Annotated in this window: 14 protein-coding genes and 1 pseudogene; 3 read left to right on the top strand and 12 right to left on the bottom strand. The window is 28.7% G+C overall.

Features of this window, described 5'->3' with window-relative positions:
• Window positions 1-157 precede the first annotated feature (157 nt).
• Window positions 158-634: pseudogene (locus tag H518_RS19865) on the top strand (transposase); the annotation flags it as partial.
• A gap of 136 nt (window positions 635-770) precedes the next feature.
• On the opposite strand, the gene H518_RS0113270 reads toward H518_RS19865, so the two are convergent.
• From H518_RS0113270 to H518_RS0113235, 8 genes are all read right to left on the bottom strand, one after another.
• Window positions 771-1445: a hypothetical protein gene (locus tag H518_RS0113270; RefSeq protein WP_155995228.1), complete on the bottom strand. Its 675-nt coding sequence runs from the start codon at window positions 1443-1445 to the stop codon at window positions 771-773.
• A 161-nt stretch (window positions 1446-1606) separates the two neighbouring features.
• The gene (locus H518_RS0113265) at window positions 1607-2299 is read right to left on the bottom strand and encodes a hypothetical protein (protein ID WP_028889515.1); all 693 of its coding nucleotides are present in this window, start codon (window positions 2297-2299) and stop codon (window positions 1607-1609) included.
• A 209-nt stretch (window positions 2300-2508) separates the two neighbouring features.
• On the bottom strand, window positions 2509-3612 hold the full coding sequence (locus H518_RS0113260) for an SEC-C metal-binding domain-containing protein (RefSeq protein WP_028889514.1): 1104 nt from the start codon (window positions 3610-3612) through the stop codon (window positions 2509-2511).
• A gap of 458 nt (window positions 3613-4070) precedes the next feature.
• Window positions 4071-4718 carry a hypothetical protein gene (locus tag H518_RS0113255; RefSeq protein ID WP_028889513.1) on the bottom strand — a complete coding sequence of 216 codons (648 nt, stop codon included), beginning with the start codon at window positions 4716-4718 and terminating at the stop codon, window positions 4071-4073.
• Window positions 4718-5416 (bottom strand): hypothetical protein, encoded by a 699-nt coding sequence (locus H518_RS0113250; protein ID WP_028889512.1) that lies wholly within the window; start codon window positions 5414-5416, stop codon window positions 4718-4720. Before H518_RS0113250 ends, H518_RS0113255 begins: the two co-directional genes overlap by 1 nt.
• Entirely contained in the window at window positions 5413-8013 is a 2601-nt protein-coding gene (locus tag H518_RS0113245) for a sensor histidine kinase (protein WP_028889511.1), read from the bottom strand. The genes H518_RS0113250 and H518_RS0113245 overlap by 4 nt, the downstream gene beginning before the upstream one ends.
• Complete coding sequence (locus H518_RS0113240) at window positions 8010-9242, bottom strand: DNA cytosine methyltransferase (protein ID WP_028889510.1); 1233 nt, start codon at window positions 9240-9242, stop codon at window positions 8010-8012. The genes H518_RS0113245 and H518_RS0113240 overlap by 4 nt, the downstream gene beginning before the upstream one ends.
• Window positions 9235-9447, bottom strand: a complete 213-nt coding sequence (locus H518_RS0113235; protein ID WP_043706919.1) for a helix-turn-helix transcriptional regulator — start codon at window positions 9445-9447, stop codon at window positions 9235-9237. The genes H518_RS0113240 and H518_RS0113235 overlap by 8 nt, the downstream gene beginning before the upstream one ends.
• A gap of 173 nt (window positions 9448-9620) precedes the next feature.
• Here H518_RS0113235 and H518_RS0113230 point away from each other — a divergent pair, with 173 nt between their 5' ends.
• Complete coding sequence (locus tag H518_RS0113230; protein ID WP_028889508.1) at window positions 9621-9824, top strand: hypothetical protein; 204 nt, start codon at window positions 9621-9623, stop codon at window positions 9822-9824.
• 283 nt (window positions 9825-10107) lie between these two features.
• On the opposite strand, the gene H518_RS0113225 is transcribed toward H518_RS0113230, so the two are convergent.
• The 3 genes from H518_RS0113225 to H518_RS0113215 form a co-directional block, all read right to left on the bottom strand.
• Window positions 10108-10704: a hypothetical protein gene (locus H518_RS0113225; protein WP_028889507.1), complete on the bottom strand. Its 597-nt coding sequence runs from the start codon at window positions 10702-10704 to the stop codon at window positions 10108-10110.
• A gap of 159 nt (window positions 10705-10863) precedes the next feature.
• Window positions 10864-11472, bottom strand: coding sequence for a hypothetical protein (locus H518_RS0113220; RefSeq protein ID WP_028889506.1), 609 nt, complete (start codon window positions 11470-11472; stop codon window positions 10864-10866).
• A 286-nt stretch (window positions 11473-11758) separates the two neighbouring features.
• On the bottom strand, window positions 11759-11953 hold the full coding sequence (locus tag H518_RS0113215; RefSeq protein ID WP_028889505.1) for a SymE family type I addiction module toxin: 195 nt from the start codon (window positions 11951-11953) through the stop codon (window positions 11759-11761).
• 95 nt (window positions 11954-12048) lie between these two features.
• Here H518_RS0113215 and H518_RS0113210 point away from each other — a divergent pair, with 95 nt between their 5' ends.
• Window positions 12049-12264, top strand: coding sequence for a helix-turn-helix domain-containing protein (locus tag H518_RS0113210; protein ID WP_028889504.1), 216 nt, complete (start codon window positions 12049-12051; stop codon window positions 12262-12264).
• Window positions 12265-12266: 2 nt separating this feature from the next.
• On the opposite strand, the gene H518_RS0113205 is transcribed toward H518_RS0113210, so the two are convergent.
• Complete coding sequence (locus H518_RS0113205; protein ID WP_162143112.1) at window positions 12267-12851, bottom strand: hypothetical protein; 585 nt, start codon at window positions 12849-12851, stop codon at window positions 12267-12269.
• Window positions 12852-12893: the final 42 nt, after the last annotated feature.

The following is a 12893-nucleotide window of genomic DNA, read 5'->3' as shown; positions in this document are numbered from 1 at the left end:
GACAACGATTTGTATAAGGTTAGTTACGTGTTTTAAACAACCAATTATGTAAATAAATCACAGATAGAAAGTCTGCATGGACTTTCGTAAATAAGCTAAAAATTGCAATAAATTATATACGTCTTAAGTTAGCAACTTAATAAAAAGGTTAAATTTAAGAGATAAAAAACATTTAGATAAAGAGTTAAAAGGAATTGAAGAAAGATTATTGTCTCTAGTAAAAAAAGAGCAGCAAGTACAGTTAACATTATTAACCAGTATTCCAGGAATCGGACTTAAAACAGCTTTATTTATGCTTATAATCACCGATGGTTTTACCAAGTTTGAAAGCTCGAAACAACTTTGTAGTTATGTTGGTATAACCTCTACAATACGAGAGTCAGGGAGTAGTGTAAGAGGTCGAAGTAGAATAAGTAAAGTTGGTAATAGAAAGTTACGGAATCTTTTGTTTTTATGTTCCTTTAATGCATGCAAACACAATAAAGCATGTAGAGATGTTTATGAGCGTATTGTAAACAAAGGGAAGAGTAAAAAACTAGCTTTAATAGCTGTTTCAAATAAGTTAATCAAACAAAGTTTTGCTATTGTAAAATCTGGTTTAACTTATGATGAAACCCATGTTTCAGTTTTGTGAAAATAAGTAGTAATTATACAGAAAATAAAAGCTCAAAATACCAAGTAGTAGCATTTTGAGCATAGAATAATATTGTATTAATTTAATGAAGAATTTGTTTGGTTTTTATCTCAGTTCTTTGTTGTATCCAGTATTATTATTTTGCACTAAATTTTATCACTACTGTTTTCCATTGCTGGCCAAATAAAATGTTTTTATTAACGTCCCAATTTTTCTGTTGAAGAGCGCTTAAATAAACATCTCTGATATTGACACTTATATTTTCAGCTTCTTTTCCTTCTCTCAATTCAACAATCCTACCTAATTTTTGTCCAGTAAGCCCAGCAATCATTTGTCCTTTTCTTTTCGCTTTTTCCAAAACCTTTGAAAACAACCTTTTTTCATGCAATTCACTATCTCCGTATTCAATTTCTCCTATCGAACCTGTTATGAAGTCCAACGTTTTCAATTCGGTAGTCAGTTTTCCCAACTTCTTAGAGGTTTGCAATTCAACAGCAAATCCTAATTTCCAAAATCCTGCATAATTGTGAATTTGAAATTCAGAGTTATTTAACGGTCGGATTTTATACTTTTTGTTTTCAAGAAATAATTCAAGTTCCTTATATTTTTCTTGCATTTTTATTTTGACAGAATCCTTACCGATCACTCCTTTTACATTATAACTAGTGAATTTGGATTCACTTATTTGAACGTTATATTCAAAACTGATCGGTTTTATTCTTACAGAGTCTTTGATTTCTATTTCAATAAACCCATTTTGACCAAATCCGAAATTGGAAACTAATAGAAAGAGGTAGATTATTTTTTTCATTTTCGTTGGTTTTTCATATTGCGTACAACGTATTTGTGTAAGATTAGTTGCGTATTTCAAGCACTAAAGTTAGCAAATAAATCACAGATAGAAAGTCCGCGAGGACTTTCGTAAATTGGCTAAAACTAGCAATTAATTTTACACGGTGTTAGCAAAAGTTTTTATTTTTCATAGGTGTTATCTTCAAAAAGTTGATCCAATTGTTTTTTAATAACATTCAAATCTGTTGGTGAATTTTCATCTACTATTGTACTTCTCGCATATGTTATTCTATTTGTTTTTGAATCCATTATTATTGAATAAAATGAAAGTTGATCTTTTACAGGCGGAGGAGTTACAATTCCTAAAGTTAATATAGAAGTTGTATTAGTTAAAGTCTTTTTCAGAAAACTTTCCTTTTTATAACTGAAGCCTAAACTTCGAATACCTAAAGCATATCTTTGATTTTTAGACTCTAGTATTGAGTCAATTGTAGGAGTTAACTCAATTTTTTTAATAGATAACTTTGTCATAGATTGATAAATCAAATCTGCTAGTTCTTTTCTTACTTTAGCTTCAATAGTTTCATTATTTAATATAATCTCGTCATTAATTCTATATTTTCTCTTGTTTCTATTAATAGTAGAGTAAATCTTTTTTTTTAATACAAGTGACAAACTATCATTATAATTGCTTTTTAATTTACTAATTAGTTTAAGAGATGAATTATCAACTGAATAAACAATAACAGATGGTTCAAAAAATGGAATATTAGAAGTTTTATTAAGATAATTTTCAGATTTTAAATATTTATTGCTTGTACAACTTTGAATTACTATTCCAATTAATAGAATAATTGTCAATTCTCTTTTCATCTTGTTTTTAATTTTAGCTAACGGTTTGTATAAGAATAGTAAGGGATTAAAACACTCTTACTTATCGGTTTAGCACTTAGCCAAATTTATAATTTTACCGTTAATTTTCTTTAAGCCGTCAAATTGTAAATTTGGCGGACTTTGTTAATATGCACTAACTTTGGGTTTGGCACTTAACCCTTATTAATTTTATACTTTGTTGTAAGCAGTTATTTTCCTTTGTAATGGCATTCTCCTAGAGTTTTTCCGCTGCCACAAACACAAGGGGCATCTAAAGACATAAAACTTTCTTTAACCAAGAAATCAGGTTCTCCTTCAAATTCTCCAGACTCTCCAGATTCAGCCATTTTTAATATTTCTTTAAACTCTTTTTTCGCTCTTTTTAATTCTTTTTCAGTTGGTTTCAGACGCTCTGTTAGTTCTAAATCAAATGTGCTATCCCAAATTTTAAAAGTTTCGGTGTTTTTATCAGGAGGAACTTTAGCAAAGTTTTCAGGTGTATTAATTTTTTCAAACTTTTTTAAATCAGATTTTAAGGACTCCAGTGATATAAAAACTACATTTTTTGGTTGTATTGTATTGTATAAGGAAATTAAGAATTTATCATTAGATGTAAAAACTTTGGCGAATGGGGCGTAAAATAAATATTCAAGGTCTAACAGATTAGTTAGTCTATCTCCAAAGATACCATTGTTCATTCCAATGTAAAACATTGATACAACTGAATAACAGTAATACGCATAACTTGCAAATTCTTCTAATTGGTATGTATTTCCATTCTTATATCTTTCTATAATTTCTGCTTTTTTATTTTCTTCTATTTCAAAATAGTCAAGCATTCGGATAAGAGAATCCTCTTCTTCCATTTCAATATTTATTCGCTCAAAAAATTTTTCTTTTAATTCTTCAAGTTTTTCAGGATTTGTTGCTTTTGTATTTGTAACTTTTATATTAGATAAGTGTTCAAATTTATTTTTAAACTCTTTAATTACATTTTCATTTTTAGATTCTTTTCTCCATAAAGTTGAAGTTATTTCATCAATAGAATCAAATTCTCCTATTTTCCAGCGTTTTATGGATTTTTCTTCTTCAGTTTCTTTAAAAATTAATCCTTTTTTACCTTTTGTTTTTATCGATTCATTAGCAATTAAGAATGGTCTATTTTCGCTATCTACAAACTTTCCAAGAAATGAGTTTTCTATTATAAGTTTGCAAGGCATATTTACATAAGAGTTATATGGAAACAACTTTTTAGATAAATTGATTACTTCTTCTTTAGGTGTTTTTCTTCCAGCCTTTTCCTCTTTAGACAAATCCCCTAAAATTTCCTAAACTATTAGTGGTGTTATATTTACTTTGTAGTATCGATGTAATTCAATGATGTTGCCATAATTTAGACCTTGAAAAGTTGATTTATCTAATATTATAGGTACTGACATTTATGCTTGGTTTTAATTGTTTACAACGTTCAGTATAAGAAACGTAGGACAGGTGATAAGCACTTTTGTTTCGGTTTATTACTTAGCTAAATATAAATATTTTGCTTTTATCTTTTCTACTATAAACGTCAAATTTTATATTTAGCGGACTTTGTTAAAATGCACAGACCTTTTGGTTTAGTACAAGCGCCCTATGTTTTTTATACATTGTTACCTGGCTGGCTTTTCTTTCCGCAAACTTGCTAGCGTTGGCAAAAGACATACTCTTTTGCAATTTCTGGTGTAGCGTTGGCTAGTGTGAATTGCAAATGTGTATGGCTTTTAACGTTGGCTCAGTATATAACCATATCATTTTTCATATTGAATAATAAATCGGCTAAATTCCTATTATCTTCTTCAAGAATTGCTTTATTGATTCTTTTATTCAAGTGTAAGTTTAAATAATCCTTTAAAAATATAAAGTCTTTAGATTCATCTTTAAAGAATTCTAGTAAACTTAATGTAACAGTCTCATTAATCGCTTGTTTAAAGAGCTCAATAGTGTCTAATGTAATTCCTTCTTTAGCAAGTTTTTTATCATTTTGAACCTCTTCAATTTCTGTTGGTAAAGGACCAAATCCTATAGCTTTATTAGTTTTAGCAATTCGGAATGAGCTTTTTATTAAATTAGCTGAATCACAAGCAAGTAAAAATAAATTTTGTTTTTTAAAAATGCCCATTTCATTTCTTTTTACTAAAGGTTGTTTTGGGAAGTCATCAAGTGATTCACCACCATAAATCTGGTTATCTTGACCGTGACCTAAAAATAAAATGGTACTGTTTTCTGGAATTTTAGCTATTGAATCAAGACAGTTATTGTAAGATTCTTCTCTAGGATGAACTTCAATCAATTCAAATTCGATAGAATTAGATTTTAAACTTTTTACAATGTCAAATAAAAATTTAGTTGAAGGGTCGACTGAAATAATAACTGTAATCATCAATCCTCGAATTTATTTAAGTCAACTAAATGAGCTATAGTTAGTTCAACCAAATTTTTCTGGAAATCAATGCCGTTCGGTAAATCTTTATCAATTTCGTGTGCTATGTCTGAAAGTTTTTTTCCTTTAAACTTTGGATAGACACTGTTAAAAACTAAGTCTGGGTATTTTTCTAAAAATTTAATCAGGTGATCTTTATGCTTATATACTTCTTTAGGGGCAACAGTCAGTTTTGTTAACTCTTCAGGTATCCTATCCCTATCTATAAATTCATCAATTTTTAGCTTTATCAAGCTTTTTACTTTTTTTGGAGTATCAAATGTTTTTGCAACTTTATCCTGTTCAGATGAGTAAAGACAAAACTTTGCTCGTCTTAATCTATATTTTTTTGAAGTACATTCGTTTTTAATCCATTTAAGTAATTCGAATCCATCTAAATTTGGGTCTTTAAAATCATAATCTGAAGCAACTATATCAAAATTATCATTCATATAATTGTCATTAACATAAGATTGAATTTTGGACTTATCTAATATCACTTTTCCAGTAGATTCATCTCTTTTCTTATAATGATCGTTACTTAAATCCAAAAAAGTTTCATCAAGGTCAAAACCAACATTTTTTAGTTTTTTCCTTAGATTATCTATTTGAGAATTTATCTTATTATCATCTATGTATAATAACCGTACTACACTCATATTGTATTGAAAATAAGTTTAAAAGATGCTCCAGATAATTTTAAGTTATTACCTATAAAGTCGATTTCACAATTCATATCATTTAAAAGATTCTTTGTGTAAAATAATCCTATACCAGACCCATTCATACCGTTTGAAGGAATGTCACGTACAGAAAGCTCAAAAATGCGTTCGTGTTTGTCTAAAAATTTATTAGATAAACCATCACCATCATCCGAAAAAACAAATTCTAATTGTTTATCGCTTGTGTTGTTAAACTCAATCAGAATATTTTCTGCTCCCCATTTGATAGAATTGCTTATTAGATTATCAAGTATGATTGATAAATTCAAAACACTAATATTTTTGTTTAGATATGAGTTATTAACTTTAAATTCAAATGATATCTTATCAGAAAATGTTTCTCCATATAATGAAATATATTCCTGAATATATGATACTAAATCAACGTCTTTTTTTTCGATATCTTCTTTAAGGTCTGATCTAGTAACAAACTCGGACATTTTTAATGAGCGTTCGGCATTGAGTTTTAAAAAACCTAGTCTTTCAATTAGGTTGTTTATATCGAAATCATCTTCTGTTAAATCGTCAATTACATTCTCAATACCATCTCTTATTTCGATATTATTAATTTTTATGGTATGAATTAGTCCATCTGCATCTGGACTTAGAGTTCTTCTTGTTGCAAGAAGGTATAGGTTTTTTTCTTTTTCAATTGATAAATCTACTTCAGCTTTATCAGCTTTATCTTTATATTGTTTAGCAGTCTTTTCAGCACTCTGTTTTTGATTTTTTAAATCATCTAATTCATATTGAAGTTTTTCTATTAGAATAGTTTGTTCTTCAACGGTTTTTTTGTAATTCTGTAACTCTAGAATTGCCTTTGTAGTAGCTTCATTGGTTGAATATCTAGAAAACTCCTTGAGTTGTTTTTCTAATTCTGCATTTTGTTCAGCTTTACGTTGTAAAATTCGACCCAAAGTTTCTGAGTCAATTTTTTTATTATCGAAATCTTCAATTAACTGTTGAAATTCTCTTTCGGACTTTTGCCTTTCTTCTTCAATCTTTTGTGTAATTAAATTTTCATTAATATATAATTCTATTACGTCATTAACTCTAGCAGATATAATTGAATGTATCGCACTATATGTTCTTTTTTGTTTTGTCTGGTCATCTTCACGAAAAATCAATTCATTTTCTTTCGCTTTTCCCGAAATGATTTTTTGTTCAATTTCTTTAAACTGAGGATCTTTATTGTCATAAATAGAGCTATCCCAATTAAGTCCTTCTACTACATATCTTTCAAGTCTTCTATGTGCTTTATAATAGAAACTATCGTTTCTTTCTGAATTAGTTAAATCTTTGTAATTATCATTTCTTACAATTCCTTCTCTACTGGATATGATTTGAAAATCATTTAGCTCATCAAGAATTTCAATTTGACCAATGATATCTCTAAGACCCAGAAAGCTTCTTGTTTTTTGTGCTTTTCTTTGATCTAATCCGAGCCAATCATTACCTACCTCTCCATATGGGGAAATTCTAAATCCATTAATAAACAAAAATATAGACCCATAGTTAACTGATTGTATTCCAGTTTGTTTTGTGAAAAAGGCTTTAGCGTATGGATTTAAGTAATAGATGGAAATCTTTACATTCTTAATTGACGGATAATACGGATTTCTCTCCTTTAGCCAAAAAATCGTATCACCTTTATCTTTAAGTTCTGTATAGATAATTTTACCTCCATCTTGAGTTCTAGTTTCAATACTAGTTGACTTGAAGTCCAATTTATCGAAAATTCGATTCTCTACTTTACCAATGAATTTTTCATACTCATTTCTTAAGTCGTTCTCTTTAATAAACTCAGGTGTACTGATATAAATGCCGAAATCATCATCTTGAAATGCTTGATTAGGATTGATTAGTTTTTCTAAATATTTTTTTAAATCAACGAATTTTTCTGTATCCCATTTTATGGTATTTCCGCTTTTGTCTTTAATTGGATAAGCCCAAGAACTTCTTAGTTTTATAACCTCCAGTAGCACACCATTTTCAAAGGCTTTGAAACCAAGATTTTCAATTTCATTTTTTGATAGGTACTCAAACTTTAAGGGTATAGATTGAATTTCCTTTTTTTCATCTTCAATTTCGAAAAGCTTCCAATCTATACTAAGTTTTACATATTTTTTATCATCTTTTGTTTTTGCATATAGATTTAGATATTCGCCAAGACGATCGCAAGAAAACCTTCCAACTCCTTTGGCTCCAGCCATTCTTCTATTATGCTGTGTCTTGTTTGATTTTTTTTCAGAATAAGCTATGTTCAACCATTTATCTTGAATGTCCTCTAAATCCATTCCTAAACCATCATCTTGAATAACTAATCTTGATGTTTTTTCCGAAAATGATTGAATAAGTTCATCATCATTATCCTTAAGGTTGAAATAAGTTACATTAACTCTTTTTGCATCTGCATCAAAAGAATTTTTCACCAATTCAAGAATTGCAATGTTGTCATCATTGATAAGATCTTTACCAATTATACTTTTTAACTGAACATTTGTTTTAAAATGTAATTCGTTTGGATTTGTCATTTGCTAATTAGTTTGTTTAAAACCAATCCGCTTTGTTCTCCAAAAAGAGGTGGTATCGCATTGCCTATTTGTGAATAACGAGGAACCTCCTGTGTTCTTCTTTTTCCACCAGTTGTGTATTTACCTTTAAACTCGTACCAATCGTTGAATGATTGTATTCTTGCATACTCTCGAACTGTAAAAATTCTAGGTTCACAATAATGCACATAATCATCTGGTAAAGTTGTAATGGTTGGAGTAGGAGTAGTTCCAGATAATGGAATTATAGTTCTTTTTTTAAGATTAAACCTTTCTTTTATTTCGTCTGATAGTGTTTTGTTTTTATCTGCATTTTCAAGTATATATTCAAACTTTTCAATTGTAGAAGGATTGTGTTTTGCAAATCTATGGCTATCAGGGATTTTTTCTGAATAGTTTCCTTTTAATAATTTTTGATATTCTGATTTAGGTTTGTTGTATAAACCTGCCTTAAAAGAAGCTGTATCAGGTGATATTGTTTCATTAATTCTTAATAAATCGGATATTGCATCCTCCAAGCTATTTGTTAGACCAATACCTTTGTTTACTAGGAATTTTTCTCTTTCGCTTCTTATTGAATCAAAAAAATCTGTCGGTTTTGTATTATTTGCGATATCTTTTCTAATTCCTACTAAAATGAAACGTGTTCTTTTTTGCGGAACACCATATTCTGAAAAATCAACTAGACGACCTTCTACCTTGTAGCCTAAATATTTTCCGTCTTTTGGAGTATATTCTAGTGCACTCTTTACATATTCAGAATACACTTTTCCTTGGATTTTATTTTTATCAAACTTTTGAGTAAAACCTTTTACATTTTCAAAAAAGATAACTTTTGGTTGTACTTGACGAATAAATCTTATGTATGATTTAATTAATTTATTTCGTAAATCATTCTCATTTCTTTTTCCAGCCGTAGAAAAACCTTGACAAGGTGGTCCGCCAGCGACCATATCAATTTTACCTCTTAATGATTTGAGCTCATTAGGATAGTTTTTGATTATTGCATTAATATCGTGGTTGGATTTTGGTAACCAATTTGGCCAATCGAAATGATTATTATTTTCAATTAAATTATGGTTAAAAGTTTCAAATGCGTCAGGACTTTTTTCAATTGCAAATAATCCTTTCCATAAGCCAGAATTATAAAGTCCGAGTGAAAGTCCGCCACAACCTGCAAATAGGTCTATATATGTTTTCTTTTCACTCATCTTCTAGATTATTATCTTTTGTAGGAACTAATAATACTCTAACATCAACGTCTAATATATTTGCAACTTTTCGAAGTACTTCTATACTTGGTTGAGCATTGTTATTGCAATAGTTTGTTACTATTACATAACTTTTTTCTATCTTTTCTGATAACCAAGTTTGCGTTCTTCCTTGTTCTTTTAAAACTTCCTTTATTCTATTCATTTTGACCATTTATAAGTCATTGTAAAGCTTTTTTATAAAATTTAGTAATATAAATAAATACCATATTTCAAGTGCTTTATATTATTATACGAAATTACAATATAAAAATGTATTGTGAAATATGATAAAATAATATATATTTGTATTGTATTACAATATATAAATATAGAACTATGAGCAAAAGATATACCAAAGGCGATTTAGAAGAGATTGTTTATAAGCAATTAGAAAACCTAAACGCAATGCACGATTTATTGAGTATTATGAAAATTCAAAATGATTTGATTCAAAATATTAATCAAACATTAAGAGAAGAAATCGGTCAGTTCAAAAAGCAACAAGTAATGTATCCAACAAGAAGAAATTCAAAATCGTAAATCCTATGGGCGATGGGAAAAGGCAAGCTCTTTTTATTTTGTGAGGCACGAGCAAAATGAAATGTGCTTGATGTGTGTTGGCTTTTTAGCTTGCAGGTAATGTGTTTATGTATGATTAGTTGCGTGTTTCAAGCAATAAAGTTAATAAATAAAACACGAACGAAGAAAATCCGAAAGGATTTTCGTAAGTGAGCTAAAACCAGCAATTAATTATACATGGTGTTGCTAGTAGTGATTTTTTCAATTTTCATTCACTCAACTAATTTTATAATTGTTTTTTAGACTACCAATCAGCAATTTGATTTTTTAAAGATTCTGGCATTTCAACTTTTTTATAGATGTAATGAATGTATAATCCTTTTTTAAATTTATTTTCTCTCACTAAATGTAATGTATTTCCTTTTATTAATGCTTGAGAATAATAACGATCCATACTTCCGAATAGTGAAGTAGGTTGTTTTTGAAAAAATTCAATTTCAAATTCTTTAGAACCAACTGTATAAAAACCTTGATTTCCAAAATCTAAATTATCATTCCCGCTTATAATTTCTTTTACTTTTTCTTCATTCATAGAATAAGAAATAAACCTTAAAGCGTGACCAGAATCAAAAAACCATAACATACTATCGTTATTTTCGTGCAGGTTTTCTCTCTGAATTGTAAAACTAAAATCATTATTCCTAAAGTAATATTGAGAACGATACCAGACTTTTGTATCCAGAATTCTTTTTAATCCTTGATTAGGGATACCTTTTAAAGTCCAATGTTTTTCTTTAACTCTTAACCTACCAGATTTATCTCGTTTACCATAAAAAGAAGAACAAGAATTTAACAATAAAAAAAGAAGAGTAATGATTCCTGTTTTCTCAATTCTATTCATAATTTGTTAAGTTTCTTATAAGTTTGAGTGGTTTCCACCATTACTAGCAACGATTTAGCTAAGAAACGTTGTGTTTTTTTGCGTTAAATTAATGAAAAAGACAGACTTTAGGTCGTCTGCGTGATTTTTCCAAGTAGAAAAATCCATTAGCAATGTTTTTTAGGTTTTGTTACCCAACGTTTTTCTTAATTTTAGTCTGCTAATTTCAATTTCAATTTTTTTGCTATCAAATATAATTTCACAATCTCCAATGATTGTATCTGATAATAAAAATAAACATTCTTTTTTTTCTTTACCAGTAAATAATATACCTGCATCATAATTTATATGAATTAGTTCTTCAAAATTAGCACGAGTTTCTTTATGAGAAAAAACACTAATTTCAGAAATCACAAAATCCTCGTCAAAATTTATAAATCCATTTATTCTTGGGTTAGATTCATGTTTCCAATAACCATAATTCAAGTGCTTTTTTCTTTCTATATCAATTTCTATTGAATAAAAATCAACAAGATGTTTACTATATTGAGATGAACTAAATTCAAAAAAATTACGAATTCCATCATCTGGATCTAGATGGTCCCAAGAATCGTCATGATTAATAGGAGGACTTAAATCAATTTCAATTTCAAATGAAGTTGAAGTATATCTGTTTTTATAGGGTTCCCAATTAACACTAGGGCTTCGTATTGCACGAAAATCATGTCCAATTAGTTTTTCCAACTTTTCTATGTCATAATAATTCAACTCAATTGTTATTTCTTTCATATTTTTTTATCTCTACTAACGGTAAATTTTATTCTTAAATAATTTTCATAACTCTTTCCGTTAGCTCGAGGAATTAATTATATTCTCATGTTGGTAATGTTGGGTAACGCTAAATATATGGCAAGTAAGGCAGGTTAAAAGCTATGAACTTTCGAAATGCACTAAGCCAAAACAAACGTTTTTACTTTTATATTTTGTTAAACGTCAAAACGTTTGTTTTGGCGTGATTGCTTAAAAATACAAAACTTTCGGCAATCACGGAATGCCTTATTTGCTATATATAATGTTATGCTCTTTTTTCTTTCTTCACGGTTATTGTCAGCTTGTTTTTTTTCTGTTCGATTAATACTTCGTTTCCTTGTTCAAACCCTAGTTGCTCAAGCCATTTTCCTTCGAGTCGAATTTCAGGTACAGTATAGTTGTTTCCCCATCTACGATAACGGAACTTACTGTATATTTTTAAAATCCTGAATTTTCTCAATTGTCAACTATTTATATGACAAACATAGTAATTCAAATTGACTTGTCAAACTTTTGTATGACAAAATTGTCGTATAATTAATTGACATTTGTTTTGTGGATAAAGAACAACTTAAAAAGAAAGTCGGTCAGCGTATTGTTGAGTTAAGAAGTCAGAAGGGCTGGAGTCAGTCAGATTTGGCTCGTGCTTGCAATAAAGATAGACAAGCACTTGAAAAGTTGGAGAATGGAAAAGTCAATCCGACTATTTATTCACTTTTGGAAATTGCTAAAGCTTTAGAAGTTGAATTAAAAGATTTGGTTTCTTTCTAATCTTAATATCTCTTTATTTCTTTCATCAATTGTGTTTTCAATTTGTCAACGGTTTCGTTAAAAGAAATAGTAGTTGGATTATTCTCCCCATTATTAAATATTACCCTGTTTAATTCCTTATGATAAGGGTTTTTGTGTAAATCCCAATTATCAACAAGTTGAATAAATTCATTCATTTTAAAATGATAGTTGGTTATATGACTTATAAGTTCTTTACAAAGTGTATTCATTTCCGAACCGTAATCAATTTCAACTTCTGGTAAGAAACTAAGAAACGTATTGTAGCTCGTTTGAAGATATTTTAGTCTATTATTAAATATGTATTGGTATTTTTCTGATTCTTTTGTTTTAGAAATATGATGCTCTGAAGAAAATTCAGAGGCTAATATCATTGGGCTTCTAACTCCTTTAAAGTCATCCCTTAAATCATAAATTGATTTTAAAAGATTTCTTGATAATTCATATTTTAATTTTCCTTTGTGCTCTTTTTTCCATTTGCTAAAACTCCTAAAAGTGAAGATGGTCGCAGTCAGAGAACCAATAATTAAAATTATATCCTTTATCAATGTTAAGTCTATATTATTCAAGCACATTTTTATTTCGAGTTAACATTAATTGAGCATAACGAT

The organism is Tenacibaculum ovolyticum DSM 18103 (assembly GCF_000430545.1).
Classification (GTDB): Bacteria; Bacteroidota; Bacteroidia; order Flavobacteriales; family Flavobacteriaceae; genus Polaribacter; species Polaribacter ovolyticus.
The sequence above is the reverse complement of the archived record's forward strand: the minus strand, read 5'-3'. Positions and strand labels throughout refer to the sequence as shown.